This window comes from Xanthomonas sp. 3498 (genome assembly GCF_014199795.1).
Classification (GTDB): domain Bacteria; phylum Pseudomonadota; class Gammaproteobacteria; order Xanthomonadales; family Xanthomonadaceae; genus Xanthomonas_A; species Xanthomonas_A rydalmerensis.
On sequence record NZ_JACHOH010000007.1, the window covers coordinates 97,253 to 117,725 of the forward strand.

Sequence of the window (20,473 nt, forward strand, 5' to 3'; positions counted from 1 at the left end):
GGCATGCTCGCACAATCAACTTCAACCGACGATAGACGAGGGAAATACTCCCTTCATCAGCAGATTGGCAAGCACATCCTTGTGACGCACTCAATGACCGTGGGTTCCTACTTCGCCTTGGCCGTGAAGGCGACCAACAGTTCCGGGCTCGCCTGCTCCAAAGCACGGACATTATCCTCGAAGCGGACGGATACCCTGTATTGGCCGGGCTGCGTATCCCGAACAAACGCCAGATCCATTTCACGGTAAGCGGCACTTGAAGCGATCAATCCAGCGGCGCGCATCGTCGGCTCATCTGCATTCGCCTTGAGAAGGCCTGGCACATGTCCGTCGCGGTCCAATGCCACGGTCCGGTACTCGGTGCGCCCCACCAGCTCGCTCCGCTGCAATGCCACGGGCTCCTCGCCTGCCCCCGTGAGCCGATAGAGGTGGACCTGCGCGGTGACGCCGGCATCGCGTAGGCGGTCCACTTGGGAAAGCGCAGCCTCGGCATTCGGGGCCGTTACCCTCACCCCAATGAGGATGGGCGGCTCCGGATCATCGGCCTGAGCGGGAACATCGAAATCCAACGTGATGACATCAGCCAACACGTGCGGGCTCAGCGGCCTGACCAGCGGCACAGTCGTTCTCATTGCAGATTCCTCCTTGGCATGCGGCGCCCGGTCCGGCGCTGGGGGCTGAGCCGAGTCAGCCTGGCATCCTGTCAATTGCAGCGTCGCGGCAATGAAGAGGATGCCGATCAGGTGCTTCGCTGTCACCATGACACACTCGCTTCGATTCTCTTGCACTAGAGAGTAGTCCGGCCGGCCAGTCGGCGCGAGTATGCCGTAGCCCACGCGGACGCTCGCTGCCGCCCTGTTCGGCCCCAAAGCGTCGGGCCGGCCTTTTCTTATAAAGCGCCCGCACCGCGCCAATGTAGCTAGGATCAATGTAGCCACCCACCTCCCGCAGGCGGCGCTTCAGATTCCAGCGCATAGACCGCCCGCTCTTCGCGGACGCGGTTCGACGGTAGGTCGCGCAGCGGCTGGCGTGCGATCTGCAGCAGCAGTTCATGCACTTCGTTCGCTGCGGCGTAGAGGGTGTTGCCCACATTCGGCAGCGCCTGGCCGGCGCGCTCGGACGCATCGCCGGCCGCCATCACCTGGGCATTGGCCGAGACGGTCTCGGCCAGCAGCGTGAGCCTGTCGATCTGCTGCTGCGTCACCCGGAACGGGCCGCCACCGGCGTCAGGTGCTGCCTGGGCCGTGGCATCGGACCAAGCGCCGCGCGTCGTGTCGGTCCGCTGGGCGGGATAGGACAACGCGTCCAGCACCAGGTCCACCTGCTCGGCCAACAGCTCCAGACAGAGCGCCAGTTCGCCCATGCGCACCTTGGGCTCGGCGGCGCGCTCCTCGGCTTGCGTGCGCGGCTGCGCCAGCCGGACCAGGAAGCGCACGTGATCGCGCAGCTTCGCCAGGCGGAACTGGCTGTCCTCCGGCAGGAAATAGCCGGGCATGTCGTCGTCGTCCAAACGGTCGTGCGCCATCGTTGCCTCCTCGTTCCATGAAGGGGTCCGTCCGCCACGCATGGCGGACGGGAAGTCGGGAGGTTCGAAACCGCTAAGAGCCGGCGGGCGTATTTCCCCGAAGGGTGTTGTATTAGCCGCCCTCCCGACGCAGGCATCGCGTCGGCTTGCGCCCGAGCCTCAGGCACAAAAAACCCACCGGTTTGTCGGAGGTGGGTACCGCTCTTAGAGGAGTTTCGACGCTCCTTGGAGTGGAGATTGCTACTGCACTCCATGGAGTGTCAATAGCAACTTGTAGACCTTGCATTGGGAAATCGGATTGCTCTAACGCAACGTCAATGGGCCGGCACGGCGACTAAACCGCCGAAAATTGAAATAAGCGCAGAGGAAGTGCACTCTGACCCCTGTTCCCGGATACTAGTAAAGGAAGTGTACTCTGACTCCTGTTCCTGGCGGACTCCTGTTCCTGGCGATGTCTGTATCCTAAGATTTGAGAGCGCTTCTGACCATCAGGTCTAACACTTTTCCGCCTGGCATCAGGCTGATGGAAGCGTGACGATGGGCCAAAGCCACCGGCACGATTGCGCTGTCGTAAAGGTCCATCTCAAAGTGCCGGATAAGATCGCATGCTTGCTGGACCAGATCACCATAACGGGCCAACTCGACCTTTGCTTGTGCAAAGCTCTGGTCGGCGCTTGGTGCCCTCTTATCAGCAAAAGGATACGGGATAGCGAAGTTGAAGATGCGCCCCTTCTCCGTCTTGAACAGGAAATCTTGCCCGTAGTAGGTCTCATTGCCAAAGTTGGCGGCGGGCAGGTCTCCGCCAGTGATGTACTCGTTGCGATACGCATCATCCACCACCCTGAACGTTCCAGCCGGCAAGTGCTTTTCGATCAGTTTGGCGTGATCCATCAATCCGCCGGTCTTTTGCAGCCCTAGAACCAGCATATTACGAAGACCTCTGCGTGAAAGCTCGGCATTGATGCGGTGGATGAGCCGCTGCAGCCTCTGAGACAGCTTGGCCGGCTCGCCAAAAATAGCCAACGGGCCATCCAATACGAATGTTAGGTCAGCCAATCGCACCACATCCCCGCGCTCAACCTCGAGGATAAACGCGGCGATCATCAGATGCTCCAAGGCGTTCATCATGCGGGTCATGGCCGCGCTGTTATCACCAAAATCGCTGATTCCCTCATGTAAACGCAAAAAGTCAGTGACATAAATGGAACCGCGGCACTGACCGCACTCATGCACTAGAGTGTTGCCATTGAACTGATACCTCCTTGTGCTGTCGGCGCAGGAAGGACACTTGTCCAGTTCTATCGTGGCTCCATCTTCCAGATCCACTAGCACCTGAGCCACCGATCGGCGGCCGCCGTCAGAGGCCACATGCGAGAGTTGATCAAACAGTGCGGCACGAAAGCCGTCCTTCACACAGGAAGCGCCCTTGTAGCGAATGTTGCTACCGGGCATTGTGAAAGTCAGTGGATGGGCATCCCGATGGATCTCCGACACCTTGAAAGGATCGACAAAGCGGTTCTGCGGGTCGATAAGGCCCGCATACTTAGTCATATTGACCAGCACATGGCTGATCTTGAGGAAGCCCACCTGGGTGCTGGGCAGGCGCTCGCTGATGGGTGTATCGCTCTTGCTCGCATCGGAGGCCAATACATGACGAGGTAGCAACACCTCGCCGCTGGGAGCAGGCAGGAAGGACTGCGCCAGACGAGCGGCCTCCTCCTCCGATGGTGGGCGCATATAGCCGCACTCCCCCAAGAAGGCGACTACATCGGGATTTCGCACGAAATCTGCGTGCCCGCCCTTGCCTGCACTTTCGCGTGCATAGGGCATATCAGCCTCCGCGGCCCGGCTTGGCCTTAACCCCCGCAAGCTCATTGCGCAAGGCCTCGGGCGTAAAGCGGTTGATCTGAGTGGGAATGACAAAGGGAGCCGACAAGGTCTTGATTCGGGCAAAACCGACATCCTGAGCTGCCTTCAAGGAGGGCAGGAAGTCGGCAAAATCGTAAAATTTCCCGAGCGTCTTGAGCTCATCGTCGTTGTTGAGGTGCGTGACGAACCAGTTTTCCGTATTGGCCAGGATGTTCGGATGCACCGAGGATGGCTCCTGGGTCGCATAAACAAACGCGATGCGCGCCTTGGCGCCCTCTTTAGCGATCCGAGGCCAAGTTGTGGTCAGCTCGGCTTTGCGGCCAATCAGGTTGTGCGCTTCTTCTACATACAGCACGACATTCTGGGGGACCTCACCCGCATTGAGCTTGCGCATCTGTCGCTCAAACAACTGCCGGGCGATTCGCTCTGATAGCACTTCTCGAATTTCCACAGGTCCCACCGACAGGTCCAGAATGACAATGCTCCCGGCATCCAGATGGCCCAAAACCTCTTCAATGACATCGCGACTACGATGGGCAGAGTGGTAGGGCGTATAGGCTACGATCGCCCGAAAACCACCGATTGGCTGCCCGGCACTGCGTTCGCGGGCGAGCATGTTCAAAAGCGCCTCTAGGGTCGGATCGACCGCCGCATTGCCAGGCGTGGAAGATTCCAGCCCTATCTGCGGCTTCTGGTTCGCCGACTGTTGCTGCTTGCGTGCAAGATTTGCTTGCCGGACGTTCAAGAACCACTCAGAAGCTTCTTCCAACGAGGCCGCTTTCGGTGGGGTGGACACGTCCTGGCCCAGCGCCTGCTTCACGGACTGAACCATCGCTGTTCCGGCAGTCACATCGATCTTGAAGTCGCGAGGCACCGGATAGCCAGCCTTGTAAAGCATGCATTGGAATACCGCTACATGGCGTTTCCATCGTGTATGTGCGCTGCGGTCAGAAGCGTCCGGCTCCTCCAGTGAGGTGCCCAGGAATTGCTCGAGGTCCTGCCCGGTATAGGGTCCCGGATTGGCTCGAAACAAAGACTGTATCAACCCAATTGCCTGAGCCGGCTCTTCATAGAAGTTGGTGCGCAGATCCTGAAAGCCTGTCGTCGTCATGGCCCGATAGCGAACCACATGCTCGGGTCCAAAGACCTCAGCAATGGAGCTTCCATCGTCCTGATGATTGGCGTTGGCGTATTCACCATTGACGTCGAAGATGAGTTGCCCTACACGAATGTCCGACTTGAGTGCGGCCATCGCCACGGACGCCACTGTCGTTTTGACCGTGTTGGACTTACCCGTGCGTGTCATGCCTAGCACAGCAGTGCGACGTGCCAGGAAATCGGCAGGCTGGATGCGAACTTGGACGCGCACCTCGCCCGCACCGCGATGCAGGCGGTCTGTGGAGGTATAACGCACCTGACCGATATTTATGGGCAGTGGCGTGTCCTTGAAACCAGCCTTTAGGGCATCCTCCCGCGCCTTGGCGGCGGTCTCTGGATTGATGTGGTTGACGATCAACTCCAGCGCTTCGCCGCGAGGCTTGTAAGCTCGCATACGCGAAAGGCTCATGAAGTTTTCCAGATCGCTGCCTAAACGCAGCTGTCCGTCTTGAGTGTAGAAGGTGCCCAGCACGCGGCAGCGCATTCCACCCCATTGCAACTCGCTGGCGGTCATCGGGTCCAGCCCATCGTTGACATCAACGGGCAATTTTTCGTTCTCCAGGCGGCGCTGGTGGTGCTCGATCCGGGTGCGCACCATATCACCGTCCTGCGGCAGTGCCGCCGGCCCCAGAACTCGAAGTAGCACTACCTCGCGATCTACATCGACCGAACGGGAAAAATTGGCCGGATCAAAACCTGCGGCGACCAGGAAGGAGTTATGGGGTATTCCGTTTACATGCTGTTTGAACGCATCGTTAGTCTGGATGAAACATTCGTCGTAGGAAAGACGATATACGTATCCTACAAAGGCTTCCTCAAACGTTCCTACCAACCGGGACAGCGGACTGTCCGACAGCACCTGCGCCAACGCCTTGTTCATGTTAAATCCCCTACTTCTTTTTGCCGATGTCTTATGCCGCCGCGTGCAAACCCCCTGCCAAGCTGGCGCCACGCGTTAACGTCGGCGGCATCGGCAGAGTCAAATTTTTGTAGAACAGGATCTCGCTCGCCAACGGACGGCTCAGATGGGTTGAGTATTTAAGCGAGAACAGAGTCCAGTCCATCCCTCTGTAAATTTTGCGAATAGCAGACGCGTCGTCATAGGTGACCAGCACAGGTCGCGTCAGCGATTTGACCACCTCACCCACAGCGACATGGTCGTCATGCTGGTAGGAGTTTCGGTAAAGCTGCGATCCCTTGACGTAATAGGGCGGATCCAGATATATGAGACTCTTCTTAGGTGGGAGCCGCTCACCCACTTTCTCGAAAAACTCCAGTGCATCAAGCCCATGCACTTGAATCTTTCCACGCATTTCGCCAATGGAACGAATACGTGCAATGAGGTTGTCCTTGTTGTAACGCGCATCCAGCCTGTAAGCACCGCTTTGCGCCTTACCACCGATAACACCACCATTCAAGATGCCAGAGCGGCTCGTGCGGTTGAGCAGGAAAGCGGCAAAGCCCACCTCAAGCGGCTCATAGTCGCCCGGCCGCTCAAGCACCTGTTTGGCCAGCACCCTGGCTTCCATAGTGGGGAGGGTTGTGGTGATTTTGCGCACGAACGCATTTGTGCGATTGACCACACAATCCCAGAAAGCATAAATCGCTGGGTCAGCATCATTGATAACGATACGCCCTGCATGGCCTTGCAAGAGCAAAAACAGGGCCGCACCTGCACCGCCAGCGTAGGGCTCGGCATAGCAGCCGCCCTTGAGTCCGTTAGCCCGCATCAGTGTGGCCAGCCAAGGCCCCAATCGTCCTTTTCCGCCGGGGTAACGCAGTGGACTGGCGAACGCGCCTCCTTGGTCGAGCATGTGCATCATGTCCCCTCCTGGTCTCAACCTGAGCCCGTTACCGCAATTAATTTCGTGTAAAAAAACAGCTTCATTCGGGCGCCTTAGCCGCAGACAGATTTTTCTTTGACTCTTCGCGTGTCGCAAAGCCTGAGAAGACAGTCGCCAAGCGGAATATACTCAAGGTCGCAGCCAAGGCGGTCATCAGCGAATAGCATAATAGAAAGAACCCAGTGAAGCGAAATAATTTAGCCGTTATATGTAGTATTTTTGCACCTAACAGCTCGCTAGCATCTAATGCGGCCAGCATTACCGAAAGCGGCCGCCCTGAAGCAATCAAAGCCACCGCAAGCGCGAGCGCCTGGATAAGAACAAAATGAAAGAATCCAGCAGATGTCTTTGAGAGCGTCGAATGATTACGCCCTTCTCTTTTGACTCCGAGCAGAGAACGAAAGCGGTCATTCCCCACACCTAGCAGAAGTGCAAATCCCGCGATAGAGAAACCAAGCACAGAAGGTAAAATACTCAGGCTTTTATCCCACCAATCTTTAGCCCACCAAAGAGGAAAGCAAAGCATTGTCAATAGCGCGGCTGAATGTAGGAACGGCGAACTGATCAATGCCGCAAGCTTCCCATAGGCCGACCAGTATTGCCCGAGCCCTTTCAACACCCCCTTGTACTGCTTAGTTATTCCCATCGGCTTCCGCCCTACGCGCTGGGCGCCGGCGCCAGCGCCTTCTAATGTCCTGGGCTACCGACTGTGCAAACCGCTTAAACACATCCCAAGAATTTTCTGTCTCTGGGTCAAAATATTCAATCTCGCACAGAGGCTTACGTTCGCGCGTAGATCTCACTTCGCGTCGCCCTAATGGATCTAGTCCATGAGCCTCAACATAACCATTGTCTGCAGCGATTGCCGCCAATATTCTTGTGCGCTCAGACGGTTCTAGGAAACTGTTAGGCTGAGCCGACAGCTTTAGTTCAAGTGCTTCTGCGTTCTGGTCATCAAGCGACTCTTCAAACTCACGGAGATCGTCTTCATCATAGTCCGGATTAGGCCTATGAGCCTGTAGCTTAAGGGTTCTTATTTGCTTCCAATCGACCACTTCATCTAGGGTCTTCGCATCTGGCACCACTGTCAGCCGCACCATCCCGAAATTCGTTATCAAGCCCGGAGTCCAAAGAATCCCCTGAAGAAACTTAAGCATAGAGCGGGGAGCCACACCACCTTTACGGGATGTTGTTTCAAATAAGAAAAGATGCCCGCGAGTATCGAAATAGAACTGGCACTTTCTATGATTCGGCATTAGATAATCAGGGACCTCTAATGCACCGAGATCGTCATCCGAAGCATCGTCAGCAGTTTTAGCATTAAACCAGGGCAGCGACGGATCGAACTTCGTAAAAGTTGAGATTACACCTTCTAGTGCAACCACTTCACCCTGCTCTTTAACCGTATAAAGCTGGCTAATAATTCCACTTCTGTCAGAGTAGACCTGTGCGACTTGACGACTCTTATAGGCCGCTCGTAAAAGTCGTTCGTAAATGCCGTCCGGATGTGGATGAAGAACTACATTGATAGCGCCCACTTGAATTACTTGTTGTACAGCCATCCCATCCCCCCATTTATACTCAGGACTGGCGAAATCAATTTCGCTCTAGCGATCTTATCCTATATCGCTACGATCTTTTGAGCTCTAATTTCTTTGTCTACGGCCAGCATGTGGTTGAACGCTCAAGGCGACCGCCCGCCGCTAAGATCATCTGCATCGTTTTGCGGTTTCGTAGATCGCACAACAAAGGCCCGCACTAGTGCGGGCCTTTGTTGCTAAGGATGCCGCCATGCTTTCCGGCGACTAGCTTTAAGTTTAAAGTGGTGTCAACTCACTTAGTTCAAACCCCAACCGGATTAGCCTTCTCAGGATCAATCTTGTACTGCTTGATCGCCCGAGCCACATCCTTGCCGGTCATCTTCCCTTCCTTCGCCAACGCCGCAATCGCGGCATGCGCGATGTAGTAGCGATCCACCTCGAAGAACCGGCGCAGGTTCGCACGCGTATCCGAGCGACCAAACCCATCCGTCCCCAGCACGGTGTAGTGCATCGGCACGAAGGCGCGGATCTGGTCGGCGAAGGCGCGCACGTAGTCCGTTGCGGCGATGGCCGGGCCCTGGCGGCCTTCCAGCAGCTGGGTGACGAACGGCTTGCGCTGTTCACCTTCCGGGTGCAGGCGGTTCCAGCGCTCGGCGTCGAAGCCGTCGCGGCGCAGTTCGTTGAAGCTGGGGCAGGACCAGATGTCGGCGGTGACGCCGAAGTCCTTGTCCAACAGTTCCGCCGCGGCGATGGCTTCGCGCAGGATGGTGCCCGAGCCCAGCAGCTGCACGCGCAGTTCGCCCTTCTTGGGCTTGCCGGCGTCCTTGAGCAGGTACATGCCCTTGATGATGCCGTCTTCCGCGCCCGCCGGCATTTCCGGGTGGGCGTAGTTCTCGTTCATCAGGGTGATGTAGTAGTACTCGTCCACCTGCTCCTGCATCATCCGCTGGATGCCGTACTGCATCACCACGGTGACTTCGTAGCCGAAGGTGGGGTCGTAGCTGCGCACGTTCGGGATGGAGCCGGCGATGACCTGGCTGAAGCCGTCTTCGTGCTGCAGGCCTTCACCATTCAACGTGGTGCGGCCGGCGGTGCCGCCGAGCAGGAAGCCGCGGGTGCGCATGTCCGCCGCCTGCCAGGCAATGTCGCCCACGCGCTGGAAGCCGAACATGGAGTAGTAGATGTAGAACGGCAGCATCGGCACGTTGCTGACCGAGTAGCTGGTGCCGGCGGCCATCCACGAGGAGATCGCGCCCGGCTCGCTGATGCCCTGCTGCAGCACCTGGCCGGACTGGTCTTCGCGGTAGAACATCAGCTGGTCGGCGTCCACCGGCTTGTACTTCTGGCCGAACGGGGCGTAGATGCCGATCTGCCGGAACATGCCTTCCATGCCGAAGGTGCGGGCTTCGTCGGCCACGATCGGCACGATGCGCGGGCCCAGTTCCTTGTCGCGCAGGGCGATGTTGAGGCTCTGCACGAAGGCCATGGTGGTGGAGTAGGTGCGTTCGCCGCTGTCCTTGAGCAGGCGCTCGAACTTGTCCAGGCCCGGGGCCGGGATGGACAGGTCGGCCTTGCGGCGGCGCTGCGGCAGGTAGCCGCCCATCGCGGCGCGACGCTCCTGCAGGTACTGCACTTCCGGCGAGTCCGGGCCGGGGTGGTAGAACGGCACCTGCTCGGCGTCGGCCAGCTGCTTGTCGCTGAGCGGGATGTTGAAGCGGTCGCGGAACGCGCGCACGGCGTCGTCGTCCAGCTTCTTGGTCTGGTGGGTGGGGTTCAGCGCCTCGCCGGCCGAGCCCATGCCGTAGCCCTTGACGGTCTTGGCCAGGATCACGGTGGGCATGCCCTTGGTGTTCACCGCCTGGTGGTAGGCGGCGTAGACCTTGTGCGGGTCGTGGCCGCCGCGGTTCAGGCGCCAGATGTCGTCGTCGGACAGGCCGGCGACCATGGCCGCGGTCTCCGGGTACTTGCCGAAGAAGTTGGCGCGGGTATAGGCGCCGCCGAAGGCCTTGCAGTTCTGGTACTCGCCGTCGACGGTTTCCATCATCAGCTTCTTGAGGACGCCGTTGGTGTCCTTGGCCAGCAGGGCGTCCCAGTAGCCGCCCCACAGCAGCTTGATGACGTTCCAGCCGCCGCCGCGGAACACGCCTTCCAGTTCCTGGATGATCTTGCCGTTGCCGCGCACCGGGCCGTCCAGGCGCTGCAGGTTGCAGTTGACCACGAAGATCAGGTTGTCCAGGCCTTCGCGGCCGGCCAGGGCGATGGCGCCCAGGGTCTCGGGCTCGTCGCTCTCGCCGTCGCCGATGAAGCACCACACCTTGCGGTCGGACTTCTCGATCAGGCCGCGGTGCTCCAGGTACTTCATGAACTGCGCCTGGTAGATGGCGCTGAGCGGGCCCAGGCCCATCGACACGGTGGGGGTCTGCCAGAAGTCCGGCATCAGCCACGGGTGCGGGTAGGAGGAGATGCCCTGCCCGTCCACTTCCATGCGGAAGTTGTTGAGCTGGTCTTCGCTGATGCGGCCTTCCAGGAAGGCGCGGGCGTAGATGCCGGGGGAGCTGTGGCCCTGGATGTAGAGCAGGTCGCCGGGGTGCTTGTCCGAGGGCGCGCGCCAGAAGTGGTTGAAGCCCACGTCGTACAGGGTGGCGCTGGAGGCGAAGGAGGCGATGTGGCCGCCCAGGTCGCCCGGCTTGCGGTTGGCGCGGACCACGGTGGCCATGGCGTTCCAGCGGATGATCGAGCGGATCTTCCACTCAATGGCCGCATCGCCCGGGCTCTTGGCCTCGTTGGCGGGAGAGATGGTGTTGACGTACTCGGTGGTCGGCGAGAACGGCAGGTAGGCGCCGGAACGACGGGTCAGTTCGACCATGTCCTCCAGCAGCTGATGCGCGCGCTCGGGGCCTGCGACATCGATGACGGCCTTGAGCGATTCGATCCACTCCTGGGTCTCAGTGGGGTTCGGATCGTTCTGCAGCACCTCGTTCAACCAGTTCATAACGCTCCCGTAGGTCGCACGCACGCGCGCGATGGCATGTGTTTTCTCGAAGCCTGCAAGTGTAGCGCAACCGCCTCTCAGGACCTCGTACGCCAGCGTATGGAACGGACTGTCACATTGGCCCGGGACACCCCACAGGACAGCGTTGGCGGCCACTGCGCCGGGCGGCCGCGGCTGCGCTTATGATCGAACTCCAGGCCCCCGTGGAGCGCCGCCATCGCCCTTGCCTCGTCAGCGCAGGACGCCTCCGCGGTCGCCTGGCGGCATAGCCTGCGCACGCGGCTGCTGCTGTGGGGCAGCCTGCTGCAGGTGGCGCTGCTGCTGGGCCTGGCCCTGCTGTTCTACGTGGGCGCGCGCGAGGTGATGGTGCGCAACGCGCGCGAGGAGGTGGCCGGGCTGACCCAGCAGACCGCGCGCAGCCTGGACGCCACGCTGGGCTCGGTGCAGGTGAGCGGGCGCACCCTGGCCGCCACCGCGGCGGGATTGGGCCGGCAGCCGTTCAACCTGCGCAGCCTGCTGCAGGCCACGCTGCAGGGCGACCCGGACATCGCCGGCGCCTTGCTGGTGATCGAGCCCGGGGCCCTGAAGGACGATGGCCGCGGTTTCGCCTGGCACCTGCGGCGCACCGCCGGCGGCGTGCAGGAGCAGTCGGCGGAGACGCTGGGCTTCGACCTGCACAGCATGCCGTGGTATCGGCGCACGCTGACTGCGCCGGCGCCGTGGTGGTCCGAGCCGTACAGCGACGCCAGCAGCGGTGGCGCCTACCTCACCACCTACAACCTGCCGCTGCGCCTGCCCGGCGACGGCCCGCAGGCGCCGGCGATCGGCATGGTCAGCGTGGACGTGCCGCTGCAGCGCCTGCAGGCCATCGTCGCCGAGCTGCCGGCCAACAGCGGGCTGCAGCCGATGCTGCTGTCGCCGGACGGGCTGTTCGTGCTGCACCCGGACCCGGCGCTGCGCTTCCGCCGCACCCTGGAGGCGCACGTGGCGCGGGCGCGGCCGGACCTGTCGCCGCTGGCGCAGGCGGCCGACACGCACACGCCGGTGCGGTTCGAGCACACCGCGCCGGACGGCACCCGCTACCTGACCCAGAGCACGCCCGTCGGCGACACCGGCTGGACCTTCGCGCTGAGCGTGTCGGAGGACTACATCCTGGCCGGGCTCGGCCGCATCGTGCTGTGGGGCGCGCTGGCCGGCGCCGCGGCGCTGGCGTTGTGGCTGTGGCTGCTGCACCGCTACACGGTGCGGCTGGTGCGGCCGATCGAGGATCTCACCAACTCGGCGCTGCACTTCAGCCAGGGCGCGTTCGACTACCCGCTGCGCCACGTCGAGCGCGCGGACGAAGTGGGGGTGATGGCGCGCGCCTTCGACAGCGCGCGCGGTTCGATCAAGCGCCAACTGGACGAGATCGCCACGCTGGCGCAGGCGCGGCAGCGCATGCAGAGCGAGCTGTCGATCGCGCGCGACATCCAGCAAGCGATGCTGCCGGTCGGGCGCACCTTCGACAGCGCCCACAAGCACCTGGAAACCCATGCGCTGCTGGAACCGGCGGAAATGGTCGGCGGCGACTTCTACCAGTTCTTCGAGACCGAGCCGGGGCTGCTGTGGTTCGTGGTCGGCGACGTGTCCGACAAGGGCGTGCCGGCGGCGCTGTTCATGGCACGGGCGATGACCGTGCTGGAGATCGCCGCACGCCGGCACACGCGCCCGGACGCGATCCTGATCGCGGCCTCGCAGCGGCTGGTGGAAGGCAACGAGCCGTGCATGTTCGCCACCGTGCTGTGCGGGCTGATCGACGTGCACAGCGGCGACTACTGGCTGTCCAGCGCCGGCCACGAGCCGCCGCTGCTGCTCGGCGCCGATGGGCATGCGCAATTGCTGCCGCTGGAATCGGGCCCACCGCTGGGGCTGGAGCCGCAATCGCGCTATCCGGTGCTGCACGGGCGCCTGGCCGCCGGCGCCACCCTGCTCAGCTACACCGACGGCATCACCGAGGCGATGGATGCGCAGGAGCAGGCCTATGGCGAGGCGCGGCTGCTGGCGGCGCTGCAGCCCGGCGCCGACGCACAGGCGCAATGCGCTGCGGTGCTGGCCGACGTGCACGCGTTCACCGCGCCCGCACCGCAGTCCGACGACATTACCCTGCTGGCGATCCGGCTGCGCCAGGATCCGGCACGGGAGACGACACGATGATGCTGCGATGGCAGATGGAACCGGCATTGGACGCGCTGGCGCAACTGAGCGACAGCGTGGAGGCGGCGCTGCGGCGCCACGGCGTGAGCGGCGAGCAGGTCAGCCGCACCCGGCTGATCGTCGAGGAACTGGCCTGCAACACCCTGGAACACGGCCACCTGCGCCGCGCACCGCTGCCGGTGGATGTGATCGTGCACCTGCAGCCCGACGCGCTGGTGCTGGAGTTCCACGACAGCGGCCCGGCCTTCGATCCGCGCGACGCACCGGTGCCGGACCTGGACGCGGACATCGCCGAGCGCCCGATCGGCGGCCTCGGCCTGCACCTGGTGCAGCAGCTCGCCGATCGCCTGGAATACCGCCACGACGGCGACCGCAACGTCGTGCGCATCGTCCTGCTGCAACCCGCCGATCCATCCCTTCAGGAGTCGCCCGCATGACCACGTTGAGCCTGCAGATCGATCCGGCGCAGGACAAGCGCCAACGCATCACCCTGAGCGGGCGCCTGGACACCCACACCTACCAGGCCCTGGACGAGGCGCTGGCGCCGCTGCTGGCCACGCCGATCACCACCCTGGTGCTGGACGTCTCGCACCTGGACTACATCAGCAGCGCCGGCATCCGCTCGATCTTCAAGGCGCGCAAGGTGCTGGCCGCGCGCGACGGCCGGGTGCTGGTGGTCAACCCGCAGCCGCAGATCCGCAAGGTGTTCGACGTGGTCAAGGCGGTGCCGTTGAACGAGATCTTCACCTCGGTGCAGGAACTGGACGAGTACCTGGACGAGATGCAGCGGCGGGTGCTGGAGCAGGAGCGTGGTGGCTGAGGGGGTGTGCGTTGCACCCGGGGCGCCCTGCCTTTGTGCTTGTCGTAGGAGCGGCTTCAGCCGCGACAGGCGTCATCGGTAACGCCCGTCGCGGCTGAAGCCGCTCCTACAGGGAGGGGCTGGGCATCCTTGTGGGAGGGACTTCAGTCCCGACGGCGGAGGGTGTCAGTCGGCTTTCGGCTTCGCCCGTCGCGGCTGCATGACAGTTGATTCCCACAGCGCCATCGCTGGCCGATGCACCCTGGGCAGCTCCTCCGCAGAGATCCAACGCGCACCGGCGCGCTCTGCCGTCTTGACTGAACCAATCCCAAAGCGCTCCACCGCCCGCCCTGCCAGGCGCTTGCCCACCGCCCAACTTCGATATATCGTTTCCACACAAGATTCGACATATCGAAATGCCACGACCCCACGCCCCCGGCCCGCACCCTGCACACCGCCTGTTCGAAGAGGACCGGCCTGGCCGTGGCCGTGGCGCCCGCGGCCCCCGCCCGCTCGGCCACGGCGACCTGCGGCTGTTGCTGCTGGCGATGATCGAGACCCAGCCGCGCCACGGCTACGAATTGATCCGCGCGGTCGCCGAGCTGTTCCATGGCCTGTACACGCCCAGCGCCGGCACGGTCTACCCGACCCTGGCGCAACTGGAAGCGCAGGGCCTGGTGCAGGCCGATGCCGACGCCACCCGCAAGCGCTACGCGATCACCGAGGCCGGCCAGGCCTTCGTGCGGGCCGAGCGCGCGCAAGTGGACGCGGCGCTGCAGCGCACCCAGCACAGCGCGCGCGCCCTGGTGCGCGCCAACGTGCCGGCGCCGGTGCGCGAGGCGCTGCGCCGCATCAAGCACGGCCTGCTGGCGCGGCACGGGCGCTGGGACCCGGACGAGATCGACCGCATCGCCGCGCTGTTGCATGCCGCCGCCGACGGCATGGATGGCAGCACCCCCTGATTCCCCTTCCAGCCAGCACGCGGGTGCTTTTCTTGTTCGCCCCGCGTCGCACGCCACCCCCTCCCCCCTTCCGAGGATTCCCCATGGCGACCCACGAACACCGCCTGCTGCGCCACCCGCTGCGCCTGCGTCATCTGCAGGTGCTGCGCACGCAACCGCTGACCCCGCACATGCGCCGCCTCGTCGTCGGCGGCCCCGAACTGGACGGCTTCGTCAGCGCCGGGCCGGACGATCACGTCAAGCTGTTCTTCCCCAATCCCGAAGGCGCGTTCGTGCTGCCGACGATGACCGAGCACGGCCCGGTGTATCCGGCCGACGCGCTGCCCTCGCCCGCCCGCGACTACACCCCGCGCCACTACGACGCCGACGCGCAGGAGCTGACCCTGGACTTCGTGCTGCACGGCGACGGCCCGGCCTGCCGTTGGGCAGCGCAGGCCAATCCCGGCGATGCACTGGTGGTCGGCGGGCCGCGCGGCTCGTTCGTGGCCGCCGACGATTTCGACGCCTACGTGCTGATCGGCGACGAGACCGCGCTGCCGGCGATCGGCCGCTGGCTGGAAACCCTGCCGGCCGACGCGGAAGTCGACGCGCTGATCGAGATCCCCGGCTACGCCGACCGGCAGACGCTGGACTGCGACGCCGAACTGCGCATCACCTGGCTGGAGCGCAACGGCGTGGACGCGCGCAGCAGCCAGTTGCTGGAAGGCGCCCTGCGCGACTTCGACGTCCCCGACGGCGACGCCTTCTACTGGATCGCCTGCGAATCGGCACGCGCGCGGATGATGCGCAAGTTCGTCGAAGGCCACCTGGGGGTGCCCAAGGAGTGGATCCGCGCGACGGGGTATTGGAAGGCGGGCGGCGATCAGGACGAGTAGCACGCCAGGGCGCCGACATGCCGCCAGGCGGCGCCGGAACTGGAACCGGAGGGTAGGCCGTAGACACGGTAGTAAATTGTTAAATTTGTCACAAAACTCACCTGGCCCGGGTTTTAAAAAGCCACCTACCCATCGACGGATCTCGAGATGCGGGTTGCACATGGACAAGGCATTTCACGATATCGATCCCCGCGGCATCACGTTGAACCCGGACGGATCACTCAACTTCGCCAACCATCGATTGCGTGCCGCGGCGACCGCCTCAGCGAAGGCGGACGCCATTCGGCCCATGAGCGAAAACGCCGGGAGATGCACCAACTCCGGTACCTGCTCGTCCACCAACTACACCTGCAACAATACGGGCGACTGTTCCAAAGCCTCGAATGTCGGCTCTTGCGTAGGCGGCAACAGCTCTCTGCCGCCAGGTTGAGGCAGAACGATGCTGAGCGAAGCCACCATCGCCGAAGCGCTTTCTCCGCGCATTCTGTCCCTCATTCTCCTGCCGACCGAAAAATGCAACTTCCGCTGCACCTATTGCTATGAAGACTTTGCAATAGGACGCATGCAGCCGAGCGTGATCAGCGGCATCAAGGCGCTGATCGCCCATCGCGCACCGCACCTGGATCGGCTCAACATCTCCTGGTTCGGCGGTGAACCGCTCCTGGCGCGCGATGTCGTCCTGGAGATCGGCCAACACGCAAATGAAGTTTGCGCGCAACACGGCGTGGCGTTCAGCGCGGGCTTCACCACCAATGGCTACCTGCTGGAGCCGGCTCTACTGCAAAGGTTGACCGAACTCCGGCACCGCGAGTTCCAGATCACGCTGGACGGCGACGCGGAATGGCACGACAGGACGCGGATCACCGCCAACAAAGGCGCCACCTTCGAGAAGATCTGGTCGAACCTCCTCGCCTACCGGTCATTGGCAGCGGATTTCGCAATCTCGCTGCGGCTGCATCTGCACCAGGACAACATCGAGTCGATGCGGCGCCTCTACGCCAGCCTGCATCGGGAGTTGCTGAGCGACGCACGTTTTTCTGTTTACTTCCACAAGGTCTCCAATTTGAGCGCGGGTGGCACGATCGGGGAAAAGATATTGCCGCGCGACCGCTACCTTGAAGCGATCTCCTACATCACGTCCTGCGTCGACCGCTCCCGAAACGACGAACGCCCACTGTCGGAAGAGCACCTGGATGGGTACATCTGCTATGCGGCAAAGCCGAACTCGCTGATGATTCGCGCCAACGGCAAGATCGGCAAATGCACTGTCGCGCTCAATGACGATCGCAATGACCTAGGGCGTCTGCACGCTGACGGCACCATCGATATCGAGAACGACAAGCTCCGGCGTTGGATGAGCGGATTCTCCGATCTCTCCGAACAGACGCTTGGCTGCCCTCTTTCCACACTGGCCAGCACTTGAGATGGATCCCAATGCCAACCCGCATCGACCCAGGCAACATCTCCTTAGGCAAGCATGCAGAAGTGCTGTTCGATGAATCGGAAGCGTCTACCGCTGCTGCGGTCGAAGCGCTTGCAACGCGGCGCTTCGGCCCGCTAGCCACCAATGAAGTTTGCAATGGGACAAACCCGGCATGCACGAATACAAAAGACTGCTCACTGGGGAGCAATACCAACTGCAACAACAAAGGCTCCTGCTTCATTTCTACCGACCCAGGCATAGGCCAGGACTGACGCGCAACCATCAGGTAGATCGCCATGACCACGCATACGAACGATAGCCGCCGCAATTTCCTCTTCGGCACTGCCGCTACTGCAATTGCTGCGATCATTCCTGCCGCTGCTGCATCTGCGGCGGCAACCGGTGCCGGCGCTCCACAAGCGTCGTCTCCCGTCGGCCGCGCCCTGCCCGAGACGCAGATCTTCGCGGTGCAGGTCCTCGGCGACCTGCGCCAGCCGTCGACCGACCTGCAGCTGATCCCCGGCCAGCTCTCCGAGCCGCTGGCGCTCAAGGGCAACGGCACCTATCGGGTGAAGATCAGCCCGACCGAGATCACCACGCGCTTCGGGCCGATCTACCGGCTCACCCTGGCCGATGCGCAGGGCACGCCGCTGGAGGAGATGAACATCGGTAGCGACACCACCGCCACCTTCAGCCGCTACGGCGTACAGGTCTACGCGCTGTCGATCGAACAGGCGATGTAAGCCGCCCGCAGGAAGTGCGTGGAGGCTAGAAACGCGAACGCCCGCCGAATGGCGGGCGTTTGCATTGCGGCGGACGACAGCGCGCGAAGCGCTGCCGCCATGCGCGCAGGCCGCTTACTTGGCCGCTTCCTGCAGCGCTTCGGTGGTGATGCGGATCTTCACCTCGTCGCTGACGTTCGGCACGTAGGCGCCCAGGCCGAAGTCGCTGCGCTTTACCGTGGTGGTGGCGTCGAAGCCCAGCGCCGGCACCTTCTTCATCGGGTGCGGACCGGCACCGTTGAGGGTCACCGCCAGCACCACCGGCTTGGTCGTGCCCTTGATGGTCAGGTCGCCGGCGACGGTCAGCTTGTTGGCGCCGGCCGAGGTCACCTTGGTGCTCTTGAAGGTGGCGGTCGGGAACTTGGCGGCGTCGAAGAAGTCGGCGCTCTTCAGGTGCTCGTCGAACTTGGCGGTGAAGCTGTTGAGGCCGGACAGCGGCAGGGTCACGTTGACGCTGGACTTGCTCACGTCCTGGGCGTTGTAGACCAGGGTGCCGTCGACGTCGCCGAAATGCGCGGACGGGTTGGAGAAGCCGAAGTGGCTCCACTGCACCAGCACGTCGGTGTGGGCCGGGTCGAGCGTGTAGGTACCGGAGACGCCCTTGGCGGCGGCAGCGGCGGCGGCCGGCGCGGCGAAGGCGCTGGTGGCGGGCTGGGCGACGACGACGGCCAGGGCCAGGGCGAGCGGGAGCAGCAGTTTACGGGTCTTGGTCATGGTGGAACTCCTTGAAAGGGTGATGGGACGAAACTGCGGCAGGCGCGGGCCTGCGGTGGGACAGGGAAGCGGGACGCGCGCGCTCACTCGATGCGCGCGGCCTCGTCGAAACTCAGCCGCGGCAGGCGCGGGAACAGACCGCTGGGGTCGCCGTAGCCGAGGTTGACCAGGAAGTTGGATTTGATCGCAGTGCCCGCGAAGAACGCAGCATCGACCTTGGCGTTGTCGAAGCCGGACATCGGGCCGGCATCCAGGCCCAGCGCGCGCGCGGCCAGGATCAGGTAGGCGCCCTGCAGCGAGCCGTTGCGAAACGCGCCTTCGCTGCGGCCTTCGCGCGGGCCGTCGAACCAGCTCTTGGCGTCGGTGTGCGGGAACAGGTACGGCAGCTTCTCGTGGAAGTCTTCGTCGTGGGCGACGATCACCGTGACCGGCGCGGCCAGGGTCTTGGCCTGGTTGCCCTCGGACAGCGCCGGCTTGAGCTTCTCCTTGGCCTGCGGCGAGGTGACGAAGACGAAGCGCGCCGGGCTGCCGTTGGCCGCGGTCGGGCCCCACTTCACCAGGTCGTACAGGGCGCGCAGGGTGTCTTCGCCGACCGGCTTGTCCAGGAACGCGTTCTGGGTACGGGCGGTGCGGAACAACTGGTCGAGGGCGGCGTCGTGCAAGGCGTCGGACATGCGGGGAAGTTCCTTGGTCGAGGGAAGCGCCAGGATGCCGGTGGGGCCGTCCCGATGCGAGGCGGCCAGTGTAGAGTGGCACGATTGTCGCAACACCCGGCCGCAATGCAACGGATTACTACCAAACGTGAAACGATCGGACGCGACCTGGGCGATTAGCGATGGCCGCGCCGGCAACGCCCGCCAGGCCGAGGCGCTGGCCGCCGCGTTGGCGCCTGCGGCCGCGACACCGATCCAGCCGCGGTTGCTGCAGCCGCACATGCCCTGGCGCTGGCTGGCGCCGCGCTGGCTTCCCGGCGCCCAGCATGCCTACGGCGCGACCTTCGCCGAAGCGCTGCGGCAACCGCCGCGGCTGGCCGTGGGGTGCGGCCGCCAGGCCGCGCTGGCGACGCGGTTGCTGCGCGCGCGCGGCAGCCAGGTGGTGCAGATCCTGGATCCGCGGATGGATCCGCGGCACTGGGACGTGGTGGTGGTGCCGGCGCACGATCGCCTGCGCGGCGGCAACGTGCTGCCCCTGCTCGGCAGCCTGCATCCCATCGACGACACCTGGCTGGCCGCCGGACGCGCGGCGTTTCCCGCACTGGGCGCATTGCCCTCGCCGCGCATCGGGCTGCTGGTCGGTGGTCCGTCCGGGATGGCGCCGTGGCGCGAGGCGCAGGCGCAGGACGCGTTCGCCGCGATCGCCGCGCCGTTGCGCGCGCACGGCGGCAGCATCCTCGCCAGCGCGTCGCGGCGCACGCCGCCGGCGGTGGCCACGGCCTTGCGTCGCACGTTCGCCGACGTGCCGGGGGTGGTCTGGTGCGGCGCGGACGATGGCGCCAATCCCTACGCCGGTCTGCTCGGCTGGGCCGAGCGCCTGGCCTGCACGCCGGATTCGGTGAATTTGCTGTCGGAAGCCTGCGCCACGCGCGTGCCGGTGCAGGTGCTGATGCCGGAAACGGCGCGTGGCCGCGCCCTGGATTTCCATCGCGCCCTGCAGGCACGTGGACGACTGCTGCCTGTAGACAATGCCGGCGACGCGCACGCCACCGGCATCGAACCGCTGCGCGAAACCGCGCGGGTGGCCGCGCTGATCCGCGAGCACTTGGCGCTGGCCTGATCGGCCGCCGCGCCGGCGTCGCT

General features: G+C 63.4%; 19 protein-coding genes. 9 read left to right on the forward strand and 10 right to left on the reverse strand.

Annotated features, from left to right (window positions below):
* Positions 1-107: 107 nt before the first annotated feature.
* The 8 genes from GGR66_RS17785 to aceE form a co-directional block, all read right to left on the reverse strand.
* Entirely contained in the window at positions 108-761 is a 654-nt protein-coding gene (locus tag GGR66_RS17785) for a hypothetical protein (protein WP_255421767.1), read from the reverse strand.
* 164 nt (positions 762-925) lie between these two features.
* Positions 926-1,525 carry a hypothetical protein gene (locus GGR66_RS17790; protein WP_184449525.1) on the reverse strand — a complete coding sequence of 200 codons (600 nt, stop codon included), beginning with the start codon at positions 1,523-1,525 and terminating at the stop codon, positions 926-928.
* Between the two features lie 462 nt (positions 1,526-1,987).
* Positions 1,988-3,355: a zf-TFIIB domain-containing protein gene (locus GGR66_RS17795; protein WP_184449527.1), complete on the reverse strand. Its 1,368-nt coding sequence runs from the start codon at positions 3,353-3,355 to the stop codon at positions 1,988-1,990.
* Position 3,356: 1 nt separating this feature from the next.
* Positions 3,357-5,432 carry a DUF87 domain-containing protein gene (locus tag GGR66_RS17800; protein ID WP_184449530.1) on the reverse strand — a complete coding sequence of 692 codons (2,076 nt, stop codon included), beginning with the start codon at positions 5,430-5,432 and terminating at the stop codon, positions 3,357-3,359.
* Positions 5,433-5,463: 31 nt separating this feature from the next.
* On the reverse strand, positions 5,464-6,375 hold the full coding sequence (locus GGR66_RS17805) for a DNA adenine methylase (RefSeq protein WP_255421768.1): 912 nt from the start codon (positions 6,373-6,375) through the stop codon (positions 5,464-5,466).
* Between the two features lie 61 nt (positions 6,376-6,436).
* Positions 6,437-7,015 (reverse strand): hypothetical protein, encoded by a 579-nt coding sequence (locus GGR66_RS17810; protein ID WP_184449533.1) that lies wholly within the window; start codon positions 7,013-7,015, stop codon positions 6,437-6,439.
* A 13-nt stretch (positions 7,016-7,028) separates the two neighbouring features.
* The gene (locus tag GGR66_RS17815; protein ID WP_184449535.1) at positions 7,029-7,958 is read right to left on the reverse strand and encodes a DUF4747 family protein; all 930 of its coding nucleotides are present in this window, start codon (positions 7,956-7,958) and stop codon (positions 7,029-7,031) included.
* Positions 7,959-8,238: 280 nt separating this feature from the next.
* A complete protein-coding gene (aceE, locus tag GGR66_RS17820; RefSeq protein WP_184449538.1) occupies positions 8,239-10,929 on the reverse strand; it encodes a pyruvate dehydrogenase (acetyl-transferring), homodimeric type in 2,691 nt (896 codons plus the stop codon).
* A gap of 216 nt (positions 10,930-11,145) precedes the next feature.
* Here aceE and GGR66_RS17825 point away from each other — a divergent pair, with 216 nt between their 5' ends.
* The 8 genes from GGR66_RS17825 (at position 11,146) to GGR66_RS17860 (ending at position 17,924) form a co-directional block, all read left to right on the forward strand.
* Positions 11,146-13,122, forward strand: coding sequence for a SpoIIE family protein phosphatase (locus tag GGR66_RS17825; protein WP_326521076.1), 1,977 nt, complete (start codon positions 11,146-11,148; stop codon positions 13,120-13,122).
* On the forward strand, positions 13,119-13,559 hold the full coding sequence (locus tag GGR66_RS17830; RefSeq protein ID WP_184449543.1) for an ATP-binding protein: 441 nt from the start codon (positions 13,119-13,121) through the stop codon (positions 13,557-13,559). The genes GGR66_RS17825 and GGR66_RS17830 overlap by 4 nt, the downstream gene beginning before the upstream one ends.
* Positions 13,556-13,942 carry an STAS domain-containing protein gene (locus GGR66_RS17835; RefSeq protein WP_160970416.1) on the forward strand — a complete coding sequence of 129 codons (387 nt, stop codon included), beginning with the start codon at positions 13,556-13,558 and terminating at the stop codon, positions 13,940-13,942. The genes GGR66_RS17830 and GGR66_RS17835 overlap by 4 nt, the downstream gene beginning before the upstream one ends.
* 395 nt (positions 13,943-14,337) lie before the next feature.
* Positions 14,338-14,883 (forward strand): PadR family transcriptional regulator, encoded by a 546-nt coding sequence (locus GGR66_RS17840; protein ID WP_255421769.1) that lies wholly within the window; start codon positions 14,338-14,340, stop codon positions 14,881-14,883.
* A gap of 83 nt (positions 14,884-14,966) precedes the next feature.
* Entirely contained in the window at positions 14,967-15,758 is a 792-nt protein-coding gene (locus GGR66_RS17845; protein WP_184449545.1) for a siderophore-interacting protein, read from the forward strand.
* Positions 15,759-16,197: 439 nt separating this feature from the next.
* The gene (locus tag GGR66_RS17850; protein ID WP_160970410.1) at positions 16,198-17,181 is read left to right on the forward strand and encodes a radical SAM protein; all 984 of its coding nucleotides are present in this window, start codon (positions 16,198-16,200) and stop codon (positions 17,179-17,181) included.
* Between the two features lie 11 nt (positions 17,182-17,192).
* Positions 17,193-17,453: a hypothetical protein gene (locus GGR66_RS17855; protein ID WP_184449547.1), complete on the forward strand. Its 261-nt coding sequence runs from the start codon at positions 17,193-17,195 to the stop codon at positions 17,451-17,453.
* A gap of 24 nt (positions 17,454-17,477) precedes the next feature.
* The gene (locus GGR66_RS17860) at positions 17,478-17,924 is read left to right on the forward strand and encodes a hypothetical protein (RefSeq protein WP_237475457.1); all 447 of its coding nucleotides are present in this window, start codon (positions 17,478-17,480) and stop codon (positions 17,922-17,924) included.
* Positions 17,925-18,038: 114 nt separating this feature from the next.
* On the opposite strand, the gene GGR66_RS17865 is transcribed toward GGR66_RS17860, so the two are convergent.
* Both GGR66_RS17865 and GGR66_RS17870 read right to left on the reverse strand, forming a co-directional pair.
* Complete coding sequence (locus GGR66_RS17865) at positions 18,039-18,677, reverse strand: YceI family protein (protein WP_184449549.1); 639 nt, start codon at positions 18,675-18,677, stop codon at positions 18,039-18,041.
* A gap of 83 nt (positions 18,678-18,760) precedes the next feature.
* Positions 18,761-19,351 carry a malonic semialdehyde reductase gene (locus GGR66_RS17870; RefSeq protein ID WP_048489355.1) on the reverse strand — a complete coding sequence of 197 codons (591 nt, stop codon included), beginning with the start codon at positions 19,349-19,351 and terminating at the stop codon, positions 18,761-18,763.
* Between the two features lie 127 nt (positions 19,352-19,478).
* Here GGR66_RS17870 and GGR66_RS17875 point away from each other — a divergent pair, with 127 nt between their 5' ends.
* Positions 19,479-20,450 (forward strand): ELM1/GtrOC1 family putative glycosyltransferase, encoded by a 972-nt coding sequence (locus GGR66_RS17875; RefSeq protein ID WP_326521065.1) that lies wholly within the window; start codon positions 19,479-19,481, stop codon positions 20,448-20,450.
* The last annotated feature ends 23 nt before the right edge of the window (positions 20,451-20,473 follow it).

Excerpts from the sequence above, each read along its gene's own strand:
- GGR66_RS17785 (WP_255421767.1), bottom strand. The coding sequence starts at position 761 with ATGGTGACAGCGAAGCACCTGATCGGCATCCTCTTCATTGCCGCGACG.
- GGR66_RS17790 (WP_184449525.1), bottom strand. The coding sequence starts at position 1,525 with ATGGCGCACGACCGTTTGGACGACGACGACATGCCCGGCTATTTCCTG.
- GGR66_RS17795 (WP_184449527.1), bottom strand. The coding sequence starts at position 3,355 with ATGCCCTATGCACGCGAAAGTGCAGGCAAGGGCGGGCACGCAGATTTC.
- GGR66_RS17800 (WP_184449530.1), bottom strand. The coding sequence starts at position 5,432 with ATGAACAAGGCGTTGGCGCAGGTGCTGTCGGACAGTCCGCTGTCCCGG.
- GGR66_RS17805 (WP_255421768.1), bottom strand. The coding sequence starts at position 6,375 with ATGATGCACATGCTCGACCAAGGAGGCGCGTTCGCCAGTCCACTGCGT.
- GGR66_RS17815 (WP_184449535.1), bottom strand. The coding sequence starts at position 7,958 with ATGGCTGTACAACAAGTAATTCAAGTGGGCGCTATCAATGTAGTTCTT.
- aceE (WP_184449538.1), bottom strand. The coding sequence starts at position 10,929 with ATGAACTGGTTGAACGAGGTGCTGCAGAACGATCCGAACCCCACTGAG.
- GGR66_RS17830 (WP_184449543.1), top strand. The coding sequence starts at position 13,119 with ATGATGCTGCGATGGCAGATGGAACCGGCATTGGACGCGCTGGCGCAA.
- GGR66_RS17835 (WP_160970416.1), top strand. The coding sequence starts at position 13,556 with ATGACCACGTTGAGCCTGCAGATCGATCCGGCGCAGGACAAGCGCCAA.
- GGR66_RS17840 (WP_255421769.1), top strand. The coding sequence starts at position 14,338 with ATGCCACGACCCCACGCCCCCGGCCCGCACCCTGCACACCGCCTGTTC.
- GGR66_RS17845 (WP_184449545.1), top strand. The coding sequence starts at position 14,967 with ATGGCGACCCACGAACACCGCCTGCTGCGCCACCCGCTGCGCCTGCGT.
- GGR66_RS17850 (WP_160970410.1), top strand. The coding sequence starts at position 16,198 with ATGCTGAGCGAAGCCACCATCGCCGAAGCGCTTTCTCCGCGCATTCTG.
- GGR66_RS17855 (WP_184449547.1), top strand. The coding sequence starts at position 17,193 with ATGCCAACCCGCATCGACCCAGGCAACATCTCCTTAGGCAAGCATGCA.
- GGR66_RS17860 (WP_237475457.1), top strand. The coding sequence starts at position 17,478 with ATGACCACGCATACGAACGATAGCCGCCGCAATTTCCTCTTCGGCACT.
- GGR66_RS17865 (WP_184449549.1), bottom strand. The coding sequence starts at position 18,677 with ATGACCAAGACCCGTAAACTGCTGCTCCCGCTCGCCCTGGCCCTGGCC.
- GGR66_RS17870 (WP_048489355.1), bottom strand. The coding sequence starts at position 19,351 with ATGTCCGACGCCTTGCACGACGCCGCCCTCGACCAGTTGTTCCGCACC.